This is a genomic window from Paenibacillus harenae (assembly GCF_030812415.1).
GTDB lineage: Bacteria > Bacillota > Bacilli > Paenibacillales > Paenibacillaceae > Pristimantibacillus > Pristimantibacillus harenae_A.
This window is the reverse complement of the sequence record NZ_JAUSST010000003.1, coordinates 90,933-111,948: the sequence shown is the minus strand read 5'-3', so window position 1 is coordinate 111,948 and position 21,016 is coordinate 90,933. Positions and strand designations below refer to the sequence as shown.

The 21,016-nt window shown below is 39.1% G+C and carries 25 protein-coding genes; 2 read left to right on the top strand and 23 right to left on the bottom strand.

Going from position 1 to position 21,016, the window contains the following annotated elements:
* Positions 1-199: 199 nt before the first annotated feature.
* The 6 genes from J2T14_RS10580 to J2T14_RS10555 form a co-directional block, all read right to left on the bottom strand.
* Positions 200-532: a hypothetical protein gene (locus J2T14_RS10580; RefSeq protein ID WP_307470561.1), complete on the bottom strand. Its 333-nt coding sequence runs from the start codon at positions 530-532 to the stop codon at positions 200-202.
* A 492-nt stretch (positions 533-1,024) separates the two neighbouring features.
* Complete coding sequence (locus J2T14_RS10575) at positions 1,025-1,354, bottom strand: hypothetical protein (protein ID WP_307203301.1); 330 nt, start codon at positions 1,352-1,354, stop codon at positions 1,025-1,027.
* An 80-nt stretch (positions 1,355-1,434) separates the two neighbouring features.
* Positions 1,435-2,157 (bottom strand): class I SAM-dependent methyltransferase, encoded by a 723-nt coding sequence (locus J2T14_RS10570; protein ID WP_307470559.1) that lies wholly within the window; start codon positions 2,155-2,157, stop codon positions 1,435-1,437.
* Positions 2,158-2,872: 715 nt separating this feature from the next.
* Positions 2,873-3,625, bottom strand: coding sequence for a hypothetical protein (locus tag J2T14_RS10565; protein ID WP_307470557.1), 753 nt, complete (start codon positions 3,623-3,625; stop codon positions 2,873-2,875).
* Between the two features lie 304 nt (positions 3,626-3,929).
* A complete protein-coding gene (locus J2T14_RS10560) occupies positions 3,930-4,130 on the bottom strand; it encodes a hypothetical protein (RefSeq protein WP_307203307.1) in 201 nt (66 codons plus the stop codon).
* 309 nt (positions 4,131-4,439) lie between these two features.
* Positions 4,440-4,892: a DUF4279 domain-containing protein gene (locus J2T14_RS10555; protein ID WP_307470556.1), complete on the bottom strand. Its 453-nt coding sequence runs from the start codon at positions 4,890-4,892 to the stop codon at positions 4,440-4,442.
* Positions 4,893-5,425: 533 nt separating this feature from the next.
* Here J2T14_RS10555 and J2T14_RS10550 point away from each other — a divergent pair.
* On the top strand, positions 5,426-5,809 hold the full coding sequence (locus J2T14_RS10550; RefSeq protein WP_307470555.1) for a ribosomal maturation YjgA family protein: 384 nt from the start codon (positions 5,426-5,428) through the stop codon (positions 5,807-5,809).
* Between the two features lie 198 nt (positions 5,810-6,007).
* On the opposite strand, the gene J2T14_RS10545 is transcribed toward J2T14_RS10550, so the two are convergent.
* The 6 genes from J2T14_RS10545 to J2T14_RS10520 all read right to left on the bottom strand — a co-directional run bounded on the left by J2T14_RS10545 (position 6,008) and on the right by J2T14_RS10520 (position 10,866).
* Entirely contained in the window at positions 6,008-6,610 is a 603-nt protein-coding gene (locus tag J2T14_RS10545) for a hypothetical protein (protein WP_307470553.1), read from the bottom strand.
* Between the two features lie 269 nt (positions 6,611-6,879).
* Positions 6,880-7,959: a hypothetical protein gene (locus tag J2T14_RS10540; protein ID WP_307470551.1), complete on the bottom strand. Its 1,080-nt coding sequence runs from the start codon at positions 7,957-7,959 to the stop codon at positions 6,880-6,882.
* 278 nt (positions 7,960-8,237) lie between these two features.
* The gene (locus J2T14_RS10535) at positions 8,238-8,816 is read right to left on the bottom strand and encodes a hypothetical protein (protein ID WP_307470549.1); all 579 of its coding nucleotides are present in this window, start codon (positions 8,814-8,816) and stop codon (positions 8,238-8,240) included.
* 240 nt (positions 8,817-9,056) lie between these two features.
* Positions 9,057-9,572 carry a hypothetical protein gene (locus J2T14_RS10530; RefSeq protein WP_307470547.1) on the bottom strand — a complete coding sequence of 172 codons (516 nt, stop codon included), beginning with the start codon at positions 9,570-9,572 and terminating at the stop codon, positions 9,057-9,059.
* A gap of 146 nt (positions 9,573-9,718) precedes the next feature.
* On the bottom strand, positions 9,719-10,120 hold the full coding sequence (locus J2T14_RS10525) for a hypothetical protein (RefSeq protein WP_307470545.1): 402 nt from the start codon (positions 10,118-10,120) through the stop codon (positions 9,719-9,721).
* 257 nt (positions 10,121-10,377) lie between these two features.
* Entirely contained in the window at positions 10,378-10,866 is a 489-nt protein-coding gene (locus tag J2T14_RS10520) for a hypothetical protein (protein ID WP_307470543.1), read from the bottom strand.
* Between the two features lie 264 nt (positions 10,867-11,130).
* Between J2T14_RS10520 and J2T14_RS10515 the strand changes: the two genes are divergently transcribed.
* A complete protein-coding gene (locus J2T14_RS10515; RefSeq protein ID WP_307470541.1) occupies positions 11,131-11,637 on the top strand; it encodes a hypothetical protein in 507 nt (168 codons plus the stop codon).
* Between the two features lie 234 nt (positions 11,638-11,871).
* On the opposite strand, the gene J2T14_RS10510 is transcribed toward J2T14_RS10515, so the two are convergent.
* The 11 genes from J2T14_RS10510 to J2T14_RS10460 form a co-directional block, all read right to left on the bottom strand.
* Positions 11,872-12,012, bottom strand: coding sequence for a hypothetical protein (locus J2T14_RS10510; RefSeq protein WP_307470539.1), 141 nt, complete (start codon positions 12,010-12,012; stop codon positions 11,872-11,874).
* A 406-nt stretch (positions 12,013-12,418) separates the two neighbouring features.
* Complete coding sequence (locus tag J2T14_RS10505) at positions 12,419-12,925, bottom strand: hypothetical protein (RefSeq protein WP_307470538.1); 507 nt, start codon at positions 12,923-12,925, stop codon at positions 12,419-12,421.
* 58 nt (positions 12,926-12,983) lie between these two features.
* A complete protein-coding gene (locus J2T14_RS10500) occupies positions 12,984-13,634 on the bottom strand; it encodes a hypothetical protein (RefSeq protein WP_307470536.1) in 651 nt (216 codons plus the stop codon).
* Positions 13,635-13,843: 209 nt separating this feature from the next.
* Positions 13,844-14,185 (bottom strand): ribonuclease E inhibitor RraB, encoded by a 342-nt coding sequence (locus J2T14_RS10495; RefSeq protein WP_307470534.1) that lies wholly within the window; start codon positions 14,183-14,185, stop codon positions 13,844-13,846.
* Positions 14,186-14,340: 155 nt separating this feature from the next.
* Positions 14,341-14,919, bottom strand: a complete 579-nt coding sequence (locus J2T14_RS10490; RefSeq protein WP_307470532.1) for a hypothetical protein — start codon at positions 14,917-14,919, stop codon at positions 14,341-14,343.
* A 239-nt stretch (positions 14,920-15,158) separates the two neighbouring features.
* Positions 15,159-15,503, bottom strand: coding sequence for a hypothetical protein (locus J2T14_RS10485; RefSeq protein ID WP_307470530.1), 345 nt, complete (start codon positions 15,501-15,503; stop codon positions 15,159-15,161).
* Positions 15,504-15,894: 391 nt separating this feature from the next.
* Positions 15,895-16,674: an RNA ligase family protein gene (locus tag J2T14_RS10480; RefSeq protein ID WP_307470528.1), complete on the bottom strand. Its 780-nt coding sequence runs from the start codon at positions 16,672-16,674 to the stop codon at positions 15,895-15,897.
* Between the two features lie 181 nt (positions 16,675-16,855).
* The gene (locus tag J2T14_RS10475; protein ID WP_307470527.1) at positions 16,856-17,254 is read right to left on the bottom strand and encodes a hypothetical protein; all 399 of its coding nucleotides are present in this window, start codon (positions 17,252-17,254) and stop codon (positions 16,856-16,858) included.
* A 75-nt stretch (positions 17,255-17,329) separates the two neighbouring features.
* The gene (locus J2T14_RS10470; protein ID WP_307471914.1) at positions 17,330-18,202 is read right to left on the bottom strand and encodes a carbohydrate ABC transporter permease; all 873 of its coding nucleotides are present in this window, start codon (positions 18,200-18,202) and stop codon (positions 17,330-17,332) included.
* 37 nt (positions 18,203-18,239) lie between these two features.
* On the bottom strand, positions 18,240-19,130 hold the full coding sequence (locus J2T14_RS10465) for an ABC transporter permease (protein ID WP_307471912.1): 891 nt from the start codon (positions 19,128-19,130) through the stop codon (positions 18,240-18,242).
* Between the two features lie 155 nt (positions 19,131-19,285).
* Positions 19,286-20,914, bottom strand: coding sequence for an extracellular solute-binding protein (locus J2T14_RS10460; protein ID WP_307470526.1), 1,629 nt, complete (start codon positions 20,912-20,914; stop codon positions 19,286-19,288).
* Positions 20,915-21,016 lie beyond the last annotated feature (102 nt).

Genomic DNA, 21,016 nt, shown 5'->3' with positions numbered 1-21,016 from the left:
TCAATTTCATGTCAAGAACGAGGTTTAATATATTAGGGTTTACGCTGCCTATAACGTTCTTGTATTCACGACGTCCATTCCCCTTAGATAGCTCTTATCTTAGGGGAATGAATGTATCCGGCTGATTGCACTTCACCGAAGTGCTTCTGCCGGACCGAGGGCTGAATGGCCCGATGCGTGAATACGTTGTTATGTGAAGTCATCTATCTTCTTCGAGTAAACTTGCATATATCTTGTCTAAAATAAGAACTCCATCTTTAATGGTTTTAAGAAAATACCGACTTTCAATTTGATCTTTTATTTTCGCAAAAGTTTTTGAACAAATAATACAAAATGGGTCTGTTGCTGGGTGTTCGCCTTTCAATATTCTATTTATGGGTATTGGAACATCTAATTCATGATAGGTTTGAATATTATTGGTTATGTGGGTTTCCCATACATCTACAGAAAGATTTATAAAAGATTTGATCTGATTCCCGTTGAATCTCCAAGTATTATCATCCAGAACTACATCTCGTTCAGAAGTGATCATATGTAATGTTATTTCTTTGGAGTCACAGCTCCAAAATAATCTCAGGTGATTATGTAATCCAGAATCTAATAGTACTTGTTTGTAATTGTTCTTTACATGCTGATTGAATCCTAACAAAAGATTGGTATTCCATCTAATAATCTCTTCAAGTGAGTTATCTTCTGCTTCCCAATATCCTGATTTATAAGGAAAGTAATGAAAAAACGATTTATATACTTCCTCTACAAATTCTTCAGAAAATGATGAATGAGGAAAAGAATAATAGACTTTATCTCTCCTCTCTTTCTTTATAAAGCATTATAGATGATTTCACCTAACGTTATTGTATTCACGCCGTCCCACCACCTTATGGCGACGAATGTCGCCGGCCGCGATGCGGTTAAGTGGTGGGATGTTTCCGGCTGCTTCAGCTTCCTCGAAAACTGAAATGACTCTTCAATTCCACTTCTAACTCCGGCCGGACCGAGGGCCAAATGGCCCATCATTCAATCTCTAGCACTCAAAGAATGGAAAATCAATTATTAATTCATTAAATTTCCCTTCCCAGTCTTTCCAATCACTAGTCAGTAATTTCCCTGCAACTTGCAAACCTGAAGGTTCGACTGATGCCCACAAGTAATTATCTGATTTACCTTCTTCACCAAACCAAGCAGCTTGACCGATATTATTAATTATTACTTGCGAAGGAAGAATTGAATAAATCTCTCCTAGCTTGTTCCACGTCTCTTTATTAAATTGATGAAAATCTAAACAATAAACTCGATCAATTAAGTTGACAGGTTTATCTGTAATTTCAGAATTGTCGTAATAGCATAGTGACATCTATGATCAACTCCTTTGATTCTCTTTAATGAGGCTATATATGTATTTCAGGAGGTGAAGTTATTGCCATCTTCGAATTCCTAACAAAATTTCTTTAGTCTGATAAGTTTTAAAAAACCTGCTCCATTATGTGCCTCATCTGAATCGAATACTTCAACTACAAAATCTGTTTTCTTAATTTCGTCTAGTAATTCTCTTTCTGTAAACCATCGAACGTATCCATCTCCTAACGGAAAATTATCACCTGGTTCTAGAATCATGAATTGCGACGCTGGACAACTTTCAAAAAATTCATCCTTTGCTTCGTCAATATATTCTTCTGGAACAGTATTTTGAGTCATAATCAGTGTACCTCCTGGTTTAAGCACTCTGAATAATTCCTGGAGATATTCATGTCTTAATTTCCTTGAAGGTATATAACATAGCACCTTAAATCCGACCATAATTTCAAACGTTGCATCTTTAAAAGGTAAATCTAATCCTTCTGTATTAATAAAATTGATGGTGAGATTTTTTTTGGTTGATAGTTCACGAGCTCTAGTGATAAGTCCTTCGCTAATATCAACTCCCGTTACCATGTAACCCTTTTCCGCTAAGTACATACTTATTCTTCCGGCTCCACAACCAACGTCAAGAATAGATCCATTGTTAGGTAAATTATTTAATAAATACTGTTCTGCTTCTGTCAGCCCACCAGATACTTCATCATAGTAATAAGAGATTTGATCCGGACGATTGAACCATCTCTTTACGGATTGAAGTAAAAAATCATGCTCCTTTGAAATACTTAAATTTAACACCACCTTGAGTGTGCTTTACATAATTGTATTGCAATAATTTCAGTAGCGTGACTACGGTGTTATACGATGTTGCCTCTTCTTCGACTTAACCCAAGAAATCGCGTTTATACGGTCTTTACCTAGCGCTTTTTATCGTCTTTCAATATGCTTTGTACCTGGCTTAAGGATTCATTCGATTTGTTTTCCAGGGGGACGTGAAGGGGCAGAACTGATTGTATCTAGGGCGGAAACTAACTTCCGCTCTGTATTCAATCGCATTTCGGTTTAACCCTTTACGTCTTTTCATTGGATGAATCTTATTTCGTCTTGTACGTGTTCATATTGAAAGCTTCGTTAGGTAAAGTCGTATACGATTTCGTTCAGGAATCTCTTCGATCATGAAAAGTCATTGTGCCGCTCTATTACATTTGGATTGAGAACGCCTGACTAAAGGCGAGCGACGATTCAATCGTTCTTCTCCGAGTTATCTACACAATGACTTTGTTATGATCCTAATGGGCAATGCTTCTTTGTCCAAGGCAATGGCGGATAACGTCTTTGCATTCGACGAACCTCCGCAGGAGGTTGTCCGCAGTTCCAGTTTCTCCAAGTTCCCTTCTGCGGACCGAGGGCATCAGCCCGATGCGTGAATGCGGTGTTATAAGATGGTGGCGCCTTCTTTGAACTACTTGTGTAATCCCTTATATCTTTTCACTAGTCTCAAAAAACAAATCATTTTTTAATGTTCAATTCTGTAAAGTGAACCTGGTGAAGCTTGGACGATAAGTTTAATGAATTGTGAACCCATCTCGTAAAAGGTAGTTCGCCTGTAAGGTTCATCCCTTCCTCCGTGATTCAAATTAATTCCCAGAAAGAACTTGACCTGATTCTCAATGTATCTTGCAAATCCTTCTTTCCATTCTTGCCAAACCATATAATCGACTTGCTCAGTAGTCAAGCATTCTTTAAGTTTTCTTCTTGTCGAGCCAATTAACTTGTCATCCTTCTTATCTAAACTTTCAAATAATGACCTTGTGATTTCTATGTACTGGTTGTCCGAATAAGGGAACGGGTAGTTCAACTCCCATGAATAATTACCTGTGTTAACTGACCGTTTGGCTAAATCAATATGTTCCCTCAATTGCATTTCGCATGTGTGGTACTGGTAACAATGCACAAACTCATGAAAAATAATCACTTGCTCACTAACAGTGTTAAACACCTCTCCAGTTACAACGACAACTGCTTGATTCTGCATACATTCCAGCGGAAAAGCAGCCCTGACACCTACTGGTATATCCATGGTATCAGGTTCAATATGTGATAAACTGTAACTTCCTTTCTTATATTCAAAGATGTGTAGTTGTTTATCTTCTACAATCGCAATCGGGAAATGTTCACTTAGCAATGGATGAATGCTTTTTACCTCGTCTTGTAGTGTTAGTAATGCTTTGAACTTATTCGAGTATTTCAATGCAATATCCCTTTCCATTCAGCCACCCCTTTAATTCAATTTCACAAAATTTGCCCATTAATGTTTTGAATATTTTTAGGTTTTTTCGCCAATTTCTTATAACGTTGTGTATTCACGACATCCCACCACCTTACGCGAATATAGTAAGCGGCCGCGATGCGGTTAGGTGGTACGGATGTGTCCCGGTAATTTTGCTTCTTCGACTTATCTTCCGGGACCGAGGGGGCTTGTCCCCCGATGCGTGAACACATTGTTATATGATGTGATGCTGGCGTCTACTGCGAGAAACATACTAAATTGAACCTTTATTATAAAAAACCTATTATCTTGTTACTCCATCAGATTTATAATAAAGTCCTTCCCCACCTATAATTGTAATACTTGTATCATCTTCAAAATGTATTTCTATTGCCCCATTATTAAGAACTTCTGATCTAGTAATCGTTTTTTGATTAATTAGTTCAGAGAAGTTTGATTTGTTTAAAAAGATATTCTTTATCTTTTGGTCTTCCGATTTTGTCATATAATACTCACCTACTCTAGATTATTGAGAAGAATGTTTTAACGGGTTCCTTGTCTTTATTGCTCTTTTGGTTTTCGCCAGTTTCATATAACGTTGTTGTATTCACGACGTCCCACCGACTTAAGGCGACGTATGTCGCCAGGCGCGATGCGCTTAGTCGGTGCGGGCGTGTCCGGCTGATTCTACTTCCCTGCTACTGAAATGCCTCTTCGATTCAACTTCTAACTTCGTACCGGACCGAGGGCGAATGCCCGATTCGTGAATATGGTGTTATAAGATGTCCCCGCCTTCTATGCACCACTTACAATGTCACTCATCTAATTTTGACTTATATGGGTTTGCGTAAATATCAAAATGAATTTCTGCGCCAATATGATTAGCCATTCTTATGAACTCTTTATTTATTGTAACTGCAGGTGTATCACCTTCATTAATGATAATCACAATCATGAAATAACATTTCAGCCTATAGGTCTCACATATTTCATCTATTATTTCTTCTTTATTTTCCAGTTGTTTTATTACTTTGATTATTTGCTCTTCAAGATCAAAAGTTTCCTCATACTCCGTTCCAATTTCCCAGATTGTATCCTTCTTATAGTGGGCTTTGGTGTATGTAACATGTGGATTGGGTTTTCTTATTATTTCTTCACCTTTAACGTGTGAATTAGTTGGCTCCAATTTAAGTAGGTTGGATATTGTTTCAATTGGAAAATCATCACCATACAATCTAAAGTATATTTTTGCATTTGTCTTCTTCACTGGATCACCTCAATTATAACGATCTTGCGGGGATTTCTTATAACGTTGTTGTATTCACGACGTCCCACCACCTTAAGCCCGAAGGGGGGCCGCGATGCGGTTAGGTGGTGCGGATGTGTCCGGCAGATTCCGCTTCTCTGCTGCTGAAATGCCTCCTAGAATCCCATCTAACTTCTGCCGGACCGAGGGCGAATGCCCGATGCGTGAATATGGTGTTAGGTGATGTCCCTGTCTTTTTCGAGCTACATCCCTTCTCTTTATCTATAATCTGCAAATGTGATCTCTAGAGATTATTTCTTTTACTCTTCCCCATTGTAATTTGTCTAGACCACATCGAATTTCTGGCATTGCTAATTTATTTAAACTGGCCGGCCCTGCCATTGAGATCTCGTTAATCCGAAGCCTTCTTTATTTATGTAAGGAACCGGCGATTGGCACTACTGAGTTAATAGGATATACTTCACCTTATAAAAGAACTATAAAAATTTTTCTCTGATGTCATTTCTCATACAAAGAAAACACGAGGTGTACTTATGAATAGAAGACTAGTTTACTTTAGCCTGTCCTTAATGTGTATTATTTTCTGTATACTTATAGTTTTGCTCTTTAGTGAAACGCCGTTCATAAGAGGATTGGTTGGGGATGTTATTATAGTAGTTTTTATATATTATTTTATTATGACTCTGAAAGATTTTAGTTCAATTTATGTTGTAATCTTTACTCTTGTATTGGCTTTAATCACAGAAGTGCTGCAGTATTTTCACTTTGCTTCAATTCTAGGTCTTCAACACAATAAAATTGCACAGCTAGTAATTGGTTCTATATTCGACCCTATGGATATGATTGCATATACAATTGGAGGTATTGTTGCTTTCATCATCGATACGAAAATAATTAAGAAGCTTGATTTCTATTAACTCCATCGAATTCACTCTATCATAGTATTTACAGGGATTTCACCTAACGTTGGTGTATTCACGAACCCTCAACACCTTAAAGGAGCGATAGCAACTGGCCGCGATGCGGTTAGGTGGTGCAGGGTTGTCTGCTGATTCCGCTTCCCCGAAATGCCTCTGCAGACCAAGGGCCGTGAGGCCCGCGGCGTGAATACGGTGTTATATGATGCTTACGACCTCTTTGAAATACTTACATAGCTTTAAAAGTTCTTCAGGATATATCTCCATCTCTCCAATTATCGCTGCTTTGTGTAAATTCAAATTGAATTTCTGTAATTCATAGTCTAATACCAATATTCCTCTTTTATTAGCTTCTATCTTCATAGTGAATTCATCTGGGGACATAGACTTTATTAAAGCACTTCCTTCTCTTTGCCTCTCTAGCTTGAGTGCATCTTCAATAAATTGAGTGATATTTTCTTTGTCAAACCAAATACCATCATATTGAATGAAATTTTCAAAAGCTTCTACTGAAATCTTGAACCTTACACTTGGATAAATATCTTTTATTTGTTCCAAACAGATAAAACCTATAAATTGTCGAGTTTTCTTAAAAACAAAACTTTTTTCATGTTCAATAATATATTCACTTTTATGATTTATCCTGTTCCATAGACAACTTGGATCATCGCATGCTTCGTCTGGATCATAATCACCATGTTCAAACTCAAGATGGAAACAAATCCAATGCATTCCTTCAAAAATATCATAATCATTCTCGTATACCTTAACTGGATTACCACACCTTCTACATAACTTCATTGAATTATCACCATTTTCTATATTTCGTAAGTTTCATATAACGTTTGGGATTCACGACGTCGAAAGACTTAAGGGTCTGCTCGGATTGGCGCAGCCATCCTGCATACCGGTTCGCGAAGCGAGATTAGTCTTGCAGATGTGTCCGGCTGCTTCCGCTTCCATGCCTTCACTCCTCCCGGACCGAGGGCGAATGCCCAATGCGTGAATATGGTGTTAAGCGAAGTTCCTGACTTCTTGTACAACTTATAAAATAAATATCAGAGATAATATTATCTCACTCTATAATTCTCATCTAATAAATTTGGTATTGTTGATCTCTTATTTAGATCAAAAGTTCTTAATGCTTGTTCTAGTGGATCAATAAATGGAGTGTCTGCTATAGCAATTGATGTTTGCTTTGCAGCTAATTTTAATCCTTCATGATTCATTACGCTTTCATCAATCCCACCATAAATAAAAACATCTTCAGAGTAGCTGAATAATATATAATTAATTACTTTGAGCTTTTCATTAGCCGAGAGTTTATTGAATTGCTTAAAAAAAGCCCTATACCTACTTTCTCCATTTCTAATAAACATGAGTACAACACTTCTAGTCTTTAATGGAAAGACACATATATGAATATCTTTTAACACGTAATCGGCAGAATGGTGATATATGTTATTTATCACATTGCCATCAAGATCACCTACCAATGCTATATTATTCTGAAAAGCAATTGGTACAACATACTCAAGTATCTCGTAATAATACAGGTAGTAGTTATCATTCCATTTAGATCCGCATGCTTTCTTCGCATATTCGAACTCATTAATATACTCGTTTAAATCTAGTTCATTAACTGTTTGCTGTTGTGATAAATCATTTCCTGCCATTTGAGCCATGTTGTTATAAAGTGAAATTTCTAGTTCACGTTTACTAATACCTTTCAAATAGTTCTTCATTGCGATTTGAGACAACATTTTATCGGTTGGCACATTTGAATAATGTTCTGGATTTTCGTAATCACTGAAAACTGTACTATCACAGTTTCTACAAATTATTCGAAATGTTCCAGCTTCATTTACACCTTTCTCTTTATCGAACATCGGCATATCAATGAGATTTCCAGAATAATATAAATGTCCGTTAAGAGCTATATTCTCTAAACAAAAGCGCGGTATTGAATGAGAATTACAAAAGCTACTACAGTCATTGCTACATAAATAACATTTTGGTCTTTTAGAATCTTCTCTACTTTTCCTAAGAATGCTACTTGTCTTCTTATTATATTCAACTTTTTTCTGATCAAATAATTCAATCTCAGATTCCGGCAATCCCAACTGTAGCAATCGAATGAAATCTTGCACAAAAATTCCTCCATGACTTAGCTATTAATATTGTAATAATTTAATTTATTTTTTAATGATTTTGTAGTTTATGATCTCGGGAATTTCGCTTAACGTTCTTGTATTCACGAACCCGAGAGCCTTAAGTGAGCTATAGCGAACGGGTCGTCAGACTTAGGCTCGCAATGGTTGTCCGGCTGAATTAGCTTCTTGGCTTCTCCACTTCGGTCCGGACCAAGGGCGTTAGCCCGCAGCGTGAATACGGTGTTATAGGATGTCGGGGGCTTCTACGATTCAACCTATAAATTATGTTTTACATCGTTTATGTAATCTATATAGTATCCTTCTGATTCCCATGTTGTATCATCTACATCTTTATAGATATCTCTTATCTGTTTCTTTGGTTCTCCGCACTTTCTTACTAACCAATCCTTTATATAATAAATATCTTTATTCTCATCATCCCAGATAAAATCCATTATTCCTGATTCTTTAGCTCCACTATCTGGAACATAAATAACAAATACCGAGTTAAAATAACTCATAATTTCGTATGAGACTTTCCTTAAATGTGTTTGAAAATCAATTTCTAAATCATTTAGTAAAAATGTAAGCCACCTCGTGTAATGTGATACGACACAAACTTTTTCTGAGAAAGTAAACTGAAGACCACAAGGACCACTTAATTCAGTAGTCCCCCCTATACTATCATATTGAATTCGCCATTCTTTACCTACATCATTCGGGTTGAATTCTATTAAATCACCTATAAATGAGGCAGTGAATTTCAAGGCGTTATTATTTAAATCATTACATAAATTTTTTATTCCACTTAGGTCGAGAGAATGACCTAAATAAGCACAAAAATCCATCCCCATTGAATATTCCTCCTAAGTTAAAAGCTCTCCCCCGATTTCCTATAACGTTGTTGTATTCACGAACCCTCACTGGCTTAAGGCGCGTTAGCGCCGGGTCCGATGGACTTAGCCAGTGCAGGGTTGTCTGCCTGATTCCACTTCACCGAAATATCTTCGGGCAGACCAAGGGGCGTAAGCCTCGCAGGCGTGAATATGGTGTTATCGGATGCTCCCTCTTCTTCGAATTGCTTAAATAAATCTTTAATTGTTTGGATAGAATTCTTTAAATAAATATTCCCATTCCTTAAGAAAATCCTCTTCGCATGTCCTGGTATAGTAATTAATATGACCTTCCCAAAACTCCTCAGATTTCATTCTATATTCATTAATCAAAAAGTCTGGATAGTTATGTACTGCACTTGCCATTATTCTCACTTTATCAAAATCCCGACTATCAATTCTTATTAATAATTTTTCAAGAATTGCCTTCAGTACAGAGATGCTTCTACTAATTCTAATTAAGGTGAAATATCTCGTTTTGAAGAATTCATGTTTTTTTAGGGTTTTAATAATAGTGTTTGTATAGTCATTTTCTTCAAGTTTTTTAATATCTCTAATAAGTCCGTTTAATTTATAGAATTTAATATCTTTATCAAAGTGGTATTGAAATGCTTTGATAATTTCTATATGAAGCGGATTATCTGGCTTTGCACGAATAGAAATGAATAACCGGTACAATGCTTTCATCAATCTTCTTGAATATAATTTTTCAAACATATGTCATCAACTTCCTAACATAAAGCATAATGATTCATCGAAACGCATCTGACTTCTGCCGGACCGAGGGCCGAATGGCCCGATGCGTGAATATGGTGTTAGCTGATGTTGCTGACTTCATCGAGTGGCTAAAATATTTATTATATCTATTGTTTTTGCTTATCTAATATTTCTCTCATTAATGGAGTTACAGCAAAACAATCCTCTAACTCATCCTCCTCTTCACGTGCCCAATATTTAATTTTATTTCTATGTATTTCAATATCTTTAATCAATAAATATTTGATTGTATCTCTTGTATGATCAGATAATTTTCCTTCAGATAAAGAATCGTCAAAGGATGAAATAATCAATGCCATAAGAGCAAATTTCTCATCAATAGTTAAAGTACTTTTTTCATAATATGTTATAAACTCATTTAATTTTGAGGAATCTGCAAGTTCGTATTCCCAATCTTGGGAATACGGATCGAGCGCAGGTAAGATTAATCTCTTATTTAGACTTTCAATTGCTTCTTTTTTTAAATACTTCGGTGTAATATCTTCCATTAGTTCTTGCCTCACTTCAACAAGATTTAAATTACTTTTTAATATTTTCAGTAATTTCAGCTAACGTTGTTGTATTCACGACGTCCTACCACCTTAAGCCCAAAGGGCGGCCGCAATGCGGTTAGGTGGTGCGGATGTGTCAGGCTACTCCTGCTTCCTCGTATACTAATATGCCTCACCGAATCCACTTCTGACCCCTGCCGGACCGAGGGCGAATGCCCTATGCGTGAATAAGGTGTTATACGAAGTCCTTGACTTCATGGTGATACCCCAAATACTTCTTTCATTATTATTGTTTTTACTTCATCACTTGCTTGATCTAACATTTGCTTTAATTGAGTGGCTTGTCTGTATACTATTGAAGGTTCTATTTTTGATTCAGTATTAAAAAAATCATCTTTAAATCGTGTTCGAGTTAAATCTCTTTCCTGTACTGGACCAAAATACTCAAATAAATATTCAAATGTTTTATTTTCGATTAATTCATCAACTACTTGCTCAATTCGTTCACGACTTACATTATCTACAATAATGACTGGACTGGAAGCACACCAATACGCTCCATTCAAACATCGACCATTCTTTAAATAGTCACTTCTCATTGATTCAATACATTTAATTGTATAAAAGTTTGAAATCCAAGTCGTAGAATCCGGAAAAATTACGACTACATCGACCTGACTATTTTCTATATCTTCTACGAAGTCTTCTGAATCGATTCTAATATGTCTTCTCTGTTCAATCATTTTATGTCTCCTTGAGGTTGGTTTTAATAAGCACTTACAAGGATTTCGAATAACGTTTTGTATATTCACGACGTCCGACGAAGTCGGATGTGTCTGGCTGATCCAACTTCCATGCCAATTACATCTGTCCGGACCGAGGGCCGAATGGCCCAATGCGTGAATATGGTGTTAGATGAAGTGTCCGACTTCTTCGACCAAACATTCATTTTCTTGATCTCTTTACCGATAATTTCATTATTAATAATCTTAAGGTTGGTGATCAGTGTGGAACTTTTACAACAGCTAATCCCTTGGTTAGGAATAACGTCTTTACCGGTAACTATCGTCGCAATCTTCAAAATCATTGCTATGTTGAAAACATCGAAAATTGAACGATTAATCCTTAATGATCAAAAAAATCTAATGATTCAAGCAATACAAATTTTTTCTTATAGTTTATTCCTATCAATTTTTGTAATTTATATTCATTTGCTCATAGATAGTGAGCAGCCAATAGAGTATTACGTTGCACTTTTTATTATATTAGTTATTGCTTGGTTTATATTCATTAGCTTTGCCATGCCAACATTTGAAACATTCAGGAAAACCAGTTACCATTACATTGAGATCAAGAATGAAGAAAAAACAGAACGGTTTTATATTCATAAAGTTACAATAAGTAACCTTATCTTGCTTTGTAACACCAAGAACTTAAACGAAAAAGGTAATAAAAAAATATTTGTTGAAGTAGATTTTATAAAAGAAAAAGTGTTATTTCTTGAGTATGATTAGTAGTTTTAAGATTTATCGAACATTTCATCTAACGTTCTTGTATTCACGTACCCGAGAGCCTTAAGTGACCATCGGGAACGGGTCGCCAGACTTAGGCTCGCAGTGGTTGTCCGGTTGAATTTCCCCTCAGCACTTCTACTTCGGTACGGACCGAGGGGCGTATGCCCCGATGCGTGAATACGTTTGTTATCTGAAGGATCGGGCTTCATTGAGTATCCAAAAAAAATGTTCGTTTCAGATTTCTGATTCATTTCTTATTTTTACTAAAATTCTATTACTCATTTCATCAATTCTTTCTTTCGTTGCCTGATATTCACTTCCGAAATAATCTTTGATTACTCTATTAATAATTAAACTCAAATCATCAATATTCAAATCTTCAATTTCTCTTGTCTCAATTAATTTACAAATTTCTCGAATTTCTATATTGTACTCATCTTCAGGGAAATCTAATGCTAATAATTGTGCAGGGTCCCACTCATTGATACTATCCTTAACAATTTTGAATAATTTTGATGTTTCTATGTCCTATCACTTCTTTCTTTTAACTTTTTCCGATCTTTCAGATAACGTTCTTGTGTTCACGACGTCCCACCATCTTAAGCCCCAACGGGGCGGCCGCGTCGCGGTTAGATGGTGCGGATGTGTCCGGCTGAATTACTTACAGTTGCTACTCCAGTCGAATCCACTTCATACTCGGGTTTGGACCGAGGGGCAAATGCCGCGAAGCGTGAACATGATGTTAGGCGAAGTGAATTGTCTTGATACGAATTAGAATGATTTACATTTTGTTTTCAATATAAGTCCATGCATCTTTTAGATCTTTAAAGACCCATCCTATCTCTTTTATAGTTTTCTTGCTATCAATTCCCAATAGCAGTGTTCTGACTGCTTCTTCAGAACTATTACCAACTATTAAAGCCAAAGGAAATGGTGCATCAATATATTTATCATTTCCAATATCAAAAACACGTTCTAATAGATCTCCCCACTGATAAGACAAATCACTTAAATCAATAATTAGTCCACTTGGGTCCCAAGCTTCTAATGCTGCTTTACCGATTGCGCACATAAAAGTTGCATCAGAATTCCCACTCGAGCCGAGTCCATAAACACCAATAAATTTCAAAATCATAATGGTTTGATAATCAACAATATACGAATTTCCAATATGCACCTCATATTTAATATCACTTAACTCTTCAAATTTATTTTGTTTTGTAATAATATTCATATGCTCCTCCGAACTATTTAATAGATGCATTTCGCCTAGCATTTCTGCATTCATGAGCCCTCACCGGCTTAAGCGCGTAAGCGAGGGTCGTCACCGATGCGTGAATGCAATGTTAGATGATGGGCCTGCCTTCTCTGAGATACGCTGGAATAAAGATGTTGAGCAGTTTGTTTAGTTGATAATAGTATCCTTTCTTTATGAATACGACTAATACACTTTGATCTATATCTGAGAAAAAGAATCTGTATTCACTCCCACTCTCTGCTAGCAACTTAGAGAAATACTCGAGAATACTTAGATCTACCCAGTCGTTGATAACATTGAGTTCGTATTCATAATTAAGATCATTCAATAGGAATGAGATTCTAGCTTTTTTATTTTCTATATCTACATAATCTTGAATATTAGAAATAACAACTTCTTCTTTTATTATTTCAGCTATTCTTTCGACAATGCTTACGTAATCACCATGATCCTCAATACACTCTCTATCGAGATACCAAACGTTATTGCTTGGATAAATAATATCATTACTATTTTCAACTTCTGAACCCATTGAAATTAATAATTGCATGTAGGGATTTTTCTTGTACTCCGATTTACTCAGATCAAAATATTCTTGTTTTATTAGCATAATCCCTATCTCTTTAAGCTTACTGTATTGTTCAGCTCCTGAAATTGATTTTGTCCTCTTGAACCACTTAAACATTCTTTCACCTCTTTCAAGGATTGCAGGACTTTCATCTAACGTTGTTGTATTCACGACCTCCCACCGACTTAAGGCGACGAAGTCGCCGGGCGCGATACGCTAAGTCGGTGCGGATGTGTCCGGCTGAATATGCTTCCCTGCAACTGAAATGCCTCTCCGAACCCCACTTCTAACTTCTGCCAGACCGAGGGCGAAATCCCGATGCGTGAATATGGTGTTATACGCAGTAACCGACTTCTTGAGTTACTTACAATGAACTCGTCTTATTCTAGTGGAAATCCATGACCATCATATCCCACATTATATTCTTTCGCGTAGTTCTCGCTCTTACTATCTTCTATATCAATTTCATCTTCATAAATCTCTTTACTTGAATAAAAATACCATTCTGTCTCCCCACGTAATTCGTATGATTTATAATCATTTATTTTATATCCTTCTTCTCGTAACTTCTCAGAGAGTAACCTTAAATCTTCTTCATTCTTAGTGTAAAAATATTGTTCGATAATTAGTTTACTTTCTGTTTCTTTTATTAAGTTTTCATTTGTATTACTACATCCAATCAAAAAGGCTAAAATACTAATTATCATTATGTATTTCATCATGTTCTTTGATCTCCGTTTTTTATTGTTCTCAGTTATTACGTATAACGTTGTTTTGTTCACGATGTCCCACCACCTTAAGCCCGAAGGGCGGCCGCGATGCGATTAGGAGGTGCTGATGTGTCCGGTTGGGTTCACTTCTGCGTACTGAGATGCCACTACGATTCCACTTCTAACTCTTGCCGGACTGATGTTATGAGATGCCTGTGCCTTCTCGAAATTCGTTGTAAAATATCTGCGATCATTAAGCCTTCTATGTCTTCTATTTGAACTCCATAGATTTCTTGTATTTGTATGTACTTTTCATTCAACATCTCATCCGTCCAACAAAAATCATACATTGATGTTTTATCACTAACAAACATTTCGTAATAATCCATTTCAAGTATTTCTTTAAAGAAATGAACTGCTTCATTCTCATACTGATCCATTCGTTCTACACTTGCATAAGTTAGTTGGATCTTGCGACCAGGTCTGGGAAGTAAATGTCCTTCTGATTTATATTTATTAAATTTTTCTTTAAGTTTTAAATATGCCTCTGTTTTTGATTGTCCATCTCCATTCATCCAATACCAATTTATTATTCTTGCTTCCCATGGATACTCTGAAAGATTCAACAATTGTTGTTGTCTAAATTCAATTGGGTAGTCTTGTAAATTCCAATTTGATTTAAAAAAAGAAAAAAGAAACTTGTATGTTCTATTAATTGGCCTTGTAAATTTTGAGAATTGATTCATTGGTTTTTTCTCCTTCAAGTATTTTGCACAGGTTTCACATAACATTCTTGTATTTCCCCACCACCTTAAGCCACGAAGTGGCGGCCGCGATGCGGTTAGGTGGTACGGGTGTGTCCGGCTGAAATACTTCCCAGCTGTCGCATTGCCTCTTCGAATCCTCTTCTAACTCCGGCCGGACCGAGGGCCGAATGGCCCGCAGCGTGAATACGGTGTTATGCTATGCAGTCTCTTCTTCGAACCTACCCCATATCAAAGGTCTTCCATCCTACTTCATTTATCTTTAAATCTAATTTTCTAAATTCTTTATATTCATCTTTAAATAATGTTTTTTTGAATTCAAATCTAACTTTTGGTTCTGAAATAAATTCTATATATTGGGGATCTTCAAAAGCATCCCGAATTGCTACACATCTTGTCTTCATTTCTAATTCTTTTGTTTCTTCATCAGTAAGACCATTTTCAAATTGAAGCCATTTGGTGAAATTTTGTTTACATTGTTCAAAATCAACAAAAACAGTCTGACCTGATAGGCTTTGATAGATAAGACCACTAGGCGTAATAGATAGAATTCTACTTGGCTTCATTGATTCACCTACTTAGGATAAATGTTTAATGAATTTAGACGGTTTCGAACCGTTCCTTATGTTTATTGTTAAACCTTAAGTATGAGTAGATCAACTCTTTGTCAGTTTAATTCCTGATCTTTTATGTCAAAATTAAAAGCCCTTATTAATGTTCTATAACTTAATGTCCCCGAAATGAATGACACTATTATCGATAATACTAGTGAATTTACCCATTGAGATTGATCATAAAAAATGGACATGATTCCGAACACTATTAATAAAGTTACAACCGAAATAATAATTGAAATTAAACTTAGTTTTCTTCTAGTCAAGAACGACACTCCGATCCATTAACTTCTTTGTTTGTTGCAAACTTGTGATGTGCCAATAAATCACTTGTTTCATTCCATTATTTTCTGAATGTCCTTTCGTAATCTTCGAAGCGAATTTTCCGGATTTGTTTTCTATCGGCAGATCGAACAATAATTCCTTCAGACCTGCCCGCAGAATCTATACCCACATTTGTTTGTTCAAAGTTCTTCAAATAAGTAAATGTAGCCTCTAGAGATTTAGGAAACTCTAATCCGTTAAGTTCAGCAAGAAGGGGAGCATATTCAAGCTCATTTGATTTCACGAATCCAACTTTCTCTTTTTCGTTATAAAATGGTTGATTCCCATGTTCTCGCCACTCTGCGATCTTTTCATTTGGTAAATGGAGGAGTTCATCCAATTCCGTTTTTGTTAAAGAAAAGATATCAAAAACCCTATATGCTTGTGTCTTATTATCTGTATAGTTCTTAGCGGCTTTCGTTTTACCGCCGTAAGACTCCTGATACATAACGGTTAAAGCCCAGTCATCTTTAGGAACATTATTTTGAATAAACTTTTCTGCAATAGGCTTTAGAAATTCGGCAATGTTCCCATACGGATTACCGATGCGATCTCCCTTTGCATATAATAATTCTTCTCTAGAGCCGATAAGATAGTCCATTTCACCGAATTGATTTTTGAAAAAGATTATTCGTGAGTTCTCCCCATCCACTTTCTCATAAACGTAGACTCTATCACATTCATTTAAAAAACCTCTTTCTTCTGTTATTTCCTCCGTTAATTTCCCACGTTCTCCAAGTTTGTGGTACGTTAAAATACTAGGATATTTAGTCAATGAATTCATTTTTCTAAGATCCATGTTTTTTCATCTCCTTATAGAAAATCATTGCTATCGTTATTGACAGTCTTAACGTCTCTTGTGCCACAAATAGTTCAAAATAACACTTCCTTCAGTATACCATTTTTGAAATTGCTGGAAATAAAAAAAAGAGGCTGCTAGGGCCATAATTAGCCCTTGCAACCTCTGCTACGTCACCACTTCATTGCTTCTCGAACAACACCTCTATCGCTTCAACAACTCTCTCATCCGTTTCATAGTATTTGTCATCAATGAAGTTAGGCGTGAAACCCATTGTCTTCTTGTCCCCCTCGAACAGTGAGACGGAATAGAGGAAGCCGTCCTTCTTGCTCTGATCAAGTGAGACCGTCAATTCGATGTCCTGGATTGACTTCAGCCAGCTCTGCACCTGTCCAGCATCGTCAAACATCTTCTTCTCTCCCGTTGACCCGCTCATCACTTCCATCCGATCTACGCGCTCGATCTCTCCAGGATAGAGCAGGCCTAAACTTATAGGTTCATCGATGTTGGCCTCCGCCGTACAGCCCGAAGCTGCCACCGCAACCATCAACATCAGTATAATCATCAAATTGCGTACCAACAAAACCATCCCCCTACCTACCGCTTAGTAAAGCATTACTTACTAAACGGCATATAGGGGGACAATGTTTCCATTTTATCCTTTTACAGAACCGATCATGACGCCTTGCTCGAAGTACTTCTGAATGAACGGATAGACGAACAGGATCGGCAGCGTCGATACGATAATAACGCCGTACTTGATCTGGTCTGCGTACTTCTGAGCGTAACCGCCCGCCGCTCCTCCCGCTCCTGCTCCGCCTGAGAATACTTGGTTGGACAGCAATATGTCCCGCAGAACGATCTGCAGAGGTTGAAGCGTATTGCTTCTAACGTAGATGAGCGCCGTGAAGAAATCGTTCCAGTGTGCCACCAAATAATAGAGGCCGATGACGGAGATAACCGCTTTGGAGAGCGGAAGCGCCACCTTCATGAAGAAGCCGAAGTGCGAGCAGCCGTCGATCGCCGCGGCCTCGTACAGTTCCTTCGGAATGGAGCTCTCGAAGAACGTCCGCGTAATGATAAGATTGTAGACGTTGACGCAGAACGGGAAAATAAATACCCACATCGTATTCGTCATGTGCAAGCCTTTCATAAGCAGGTAAGTCGGGATAAGACCGCCGCTGAAAAACATCGTAATGACGAACACGAGCATCAGAACGCGCCTTGCACGGAACTCCTTCCGCGACAGCACGTAGGCCGCAGGGAGCGTGAACACCAGGTTCACGAGCGTCCCAAGTGTCGTGTAGAGGATCGTATTTTTATACCCCGTCCATACCCGCGAATCGCCCATAATCTCGTTGTAGCCAAACAGGCTGAACCCTTTCGGGAATATTGTCACCTTGCCGGTAGCCACAAGCGTCGAATCGCTCACGGAGGCGATAATGACAAAGTACAGCGGGTAAGCGACGATCAAGAAAACGAAGAGGCCTAACACGATGACGGCTGCATCGAACATTTTATCGCCCATGGTGCTTTTGCGTATTAATCCCATAGCCTTGCCTCCATTACCATAAGCTGATATTCGCGACTCGCCGAGAGATTGCATTGGCAGCGAATAAGAAAATAAAGTTAATTAGTGTATTAAACAAACCGATGGCCGAGGAATAACTGATCTGGTTCGAAATAATACCTATCTTGTAGACGTACGTTGCAATGACTTCCGATACCGGCAGGTTAAGCGAGTTTTGCATGAGGAACACTTTCTCGAAGCCCGTTCCAAGCACGCTGCCCATACTGAGCACGAGCAAAATGATAATAGTCGGCAAAATAGCAGGCAGGTCGATATGCCGAATCGTCTGCCATCGGTTAGCACCGTCGATCTTGGAGGAATCGTACAGCTGCGGATCCACCGTCGATAGCGCCGCCAAATAAATAATGCTGTTCCAGCCGCAATGCTGCCAGATGTCCGACAGGACATAGACCGGCACGAACGTATTCGTCGATGCGAGCACGTTCACCTCACCCATGCCGAGCGAGGACAACAAATGTCCGATGATGCCCGAGTTAGGCGAGAGCAGCACGTTCATCAGACCAACCATAACGACTATCGATATAAAATGAGGCAAATAAACGGTCGTCTGCAGCGTCTTCTTCGCGTGCTTCCATCTCACTTGGTTAATGAGCAGGGCGAGCAGAATCGGCGCTGGAAAACCAAGCACAATGGTAGCTAGGCTGATGACAATCGTATTTTTCATCAAGTCGGCAAACATGTAGCTGTCAATGAATTGCTTGAAGTAGAACAGTCCCCGCCATTCGCCGCCCGTAAGCCCTTTCGTAAAATCATAATCGCGGAAGGCGAGCTGAATGCCGTACATCGGAATGTAGTTGAAGAGGATAATGACGACGATAGCCGGCAAAATCATCAGCCAAAGCTGGTAGTCGCGTACGAACTCCATAGCGATCGACGGCTTTCTTCCGAGGCCGTGGTTTGCGTTTTTGCGAGTAATAACCTTCGTTTGAGCGGCCATGATTCCCTACTCCCTTTAACGCCTTAGCCGAATGCCCTGCCCTGCCACTTCCAGCAGAAGCATCCGGCGACGCCATCGTTTGATTACTTGCTCATATATTCATCGTAATACTTCTGCATAATCTCCAAGTTGGCTTCAAGTCCTGTTTTCTTCACATTGCTCAAGTAAGCATCCCATTCAGAATCGATACCGCCGGCCGTAATCCATTGCGACCACTTAGCCAGCGCCAAGTTCATGAGGTTCGTGTTGTTAATACCAAGCGTGCTGTTGTCTGCCGTGCTGTACTTGATGAACATGCTAGGCAGTACGTCCTTCTCCTTGTCTACCGCATCGAGCGCGGCCTGCAAAGGCTCCGTCTGCTTGCCAACGGATTGCATATCGGTACCCAGCGTCAGATTAAGGGAATCGGAGATGTACATCGGACCGTTATCCGCCCACGACGACGTCCACTTCCATGTGCCCGGATCCATCGCCGCATCAGCCGGAGGCAAAATCGCGTAGCTGCCGTCACCCTTATCTTCGATATTCGTGCCGAGCGAGCCGAACAACACCTGCATGCTCACTTTCGGATCGTACAGCTCGTTGATGAATTTCATGGCTGCTTCTTTGTTTTTCGTCTCGGCCGACATCGTAACCATGTTCGTGCCATAGTTAAGCGCGTTAAAGTCGTAGCTCCACGACACCTGCTCGGATTGATTCGCGGTTGCCTTGAGCGGCGACATAAACGCATACTGCGGAGCGAGCGTATTGCCGACGCGGTCCGTTATTTCCCAGCCCCAAGTGAAGCCTACGGCTGCCGTCTCGCCATTGCCGCGTGCAACGGATTGATACTTCGTATAATCCTGCGTGAATACTTCCTTATTGATGAGATCCGCGCTATACAGCTTGTTGAGGAAGGTGATCAGTTGCTTGTAGCGATCGTCGACGAGGAAGTTTTTCACTTTCCCGTCCTCGACGAAGTAGCCGAAGCCGCTCGCGTCCGTCAGCGTAATGCCAAGGCTTCCAAGCAGCACCGTCGGCATGAAGAAGCCGAAGGCTACCGTTCCCGTCGGCGCGAAGTCCATCGGAATCTCGTCGTTCGGATCGCCGTTGCCGTTCGCGTCCTTCTCCTTGAAGGCAACCAATACGTTATACAGCTCGTCCCATGTGGTCGGCATTTGGAGACCGAGATTATCGAGCCACTTCTGGTTAATGAATTGTCTCGTTGCCGTTCCCGGCCAGAACCGCTGGTATTTCGGAAGGCCATAGATTTTACCGTCCAGCTGCGTGGCGATAACCTTCGTCTCCGGCTTCTCGGAGAACAACGTTTTAACATTCGGGGCATTGGTTTCCACAAGCTCCGTAAGATCCTGGAACAAACCCGGGAATTGCGCGAAGTCCGCATCGGTGATCGCGTTCGGTCCGACGATCAGATCCGGTACGTCACCGCTTGCAAGCAACGCGCCTTTCTTCTGATCCCAGTCCGCCGTAACCTCCTGCCACTCGATGTCTACGCCGGCTCTATCCTCCGCCTCTTGAAGCCATGTCATCTTGGATAGCTCCTGCGTCAGCGGATGCTTCGTTATAAGAGCCGTCAGCTTCACTTTGCTGCCGGATGCTCCGCCGTCGCCACCATTTGCACCTGTATTCTTGTCTGTATTGTTCGAACTGCACCCCGCTATTATTGTCGCAATCATGCAAAAGCTAAGTAGACCAGCAACTGCTTTTTTCATTGAAGTTCCTCCAGTTTTTCGGTTTTGTGCCGCCTTCAGAAACCATGCGTCACGCTGCAGCGATTGACAACCTTAGCTTAGCAAACGCTTACATAAGCAACA

What these genes read in the sequence shown, in the direction of transcription:
- J2T14_RS10580 (WP_307470561.1), bottom strand. Translation starts at nt 532, where the DNA reads ATGATCACTTCTGAACGAGATGTAGTTCTGGATGATAATACTTGGAGA.
- J2T14_RS10575 (WP_307203301.1), bottom strand. Translation starts at nt 1,354, where the DNA reads ATGTCACTATGCTATTACGACAATTCTGAAATTACAGATAAACCTGTC.
- J2T14_RS10565 (WP_307470557.1), bottom strand. Translation starts at nt 3,625, where the DNA reads ATGGAAAGGGATATTGCATTGAAATACTCGAATAAGTTCAAAGCATTA.
- J2T14_RS10560 (WP_307203307.1), bottom strand. Translation starts at nt 4,130, where the DNA reads ATGACAAAATCGGAAGACCAAAAGATAAAGAATATCTTTTTAAACAAA.
- J2T14_RS10550 (WP_307470555.1), top strand. Translation starts at nt 5,426, where the DNA reads ATGAATAGAAGACTAGTTTACTTTAGCCTGTCCTTAATGTGTATTATT.
- J2T14_RS10545 (WP_307470553.1), bottom strand. Translation starts at nt 6,610, where the DNA reads ATGAAGTTATGTAGAAGGTGTGGTAATCCAGTTAAGGTATACGAGAAT.
- J2T14_RS10535 (WP_307470549.1), bottom strand. Translation starts at nt 8,816, where the DNA reads ATGGGGATGGATTTTTGTGCTTATTTAGGTCATTCTCTCGACCTAAGT.
- J2T14_RS10530 (WP_307470547.1), bottom strand. Translation starts at nt 9,572, where the DNA reads ATGTTTGAAAAATTATATTCAAGAAGATTGATGAAAGCATTGTACCGG.
- J2T14_RS10525 (WP_307470545.1), bottom strand. Translation starts at nt 10,120, where the DNA reads ATGGAAGATATTACACCGAAGTATTTAAAAAAAGAAGCAATTGAAAGT.
- J2T14_RS10520 (WP_307470543.1), bottom strand. Translation starts at nt 10,866, where the DNA reads ATGATTGAACAGAGAAGACATATTAGAATCGATTCAGAAGACTTCGTA.
- J2T14_RS10505 (WP_307470538.1), bottom strand. Translation starts at nt 12,925, where the DNA reads ATGAATGCAGAAATGCTAGGCGAAATGCATCTATTAAATAGTTCGGAG.
- J2T14_RS10495 (WP_307470534.1), bottom strand. Translation starts at nt 14,185, where the DNA reads ATGATGAAATACATAATGATAATTAGTATTTTAGCCTTTTTGATTGGA.
- J2T14_RS10490 (WP_307470532.1), bottom strand. Translation starts at nt 14,919, where the DNA reads ATGAATCAATTCTCAAAATTTACAAGGCCAATTAATAGAACATACAAG.
- J2T14_RS10485 (WP_307470530.1), bottom strand. Translation starts at nt 15,503, where the DNA reads ATGAAGCCAAGTAGAATTCTATCTATTACGCCTAGTGGTCTTATCTAT.
- J2T14_RS10480 (WP_307470528.1), bottom strand. Translation starts at nt 16,674, where the DNA reads ATGGATCTTAGAAAAATGAATTCATTGACTAAATATCCTAGTATTTTA.
- J2T14_RS10470 (WP_307471914.1), bottom strand. Translation starts at nt 18,202, where the DNA reads ATGGGCGATAAAATGTTCGATGCAGCCGTCATCGTGTTAGGCCTCTTC.
- J2T14_RS10465 (WP_307471912.1), bottom strand. Translation starts at nt 19,130, where the DNA reads ATGGAGTTCGTACGCGACTACCAGCTTTGGCTGATGATTTTGCCGGCT.
- J2T14_RS10460 (WP_307470526.1), bottom strand. Translation starts at nt 20,914, where the DNA reads ATGAAAAAAGCAGTTGCTGGTCTACTTAGCTTTTGCATGATTGCGACA.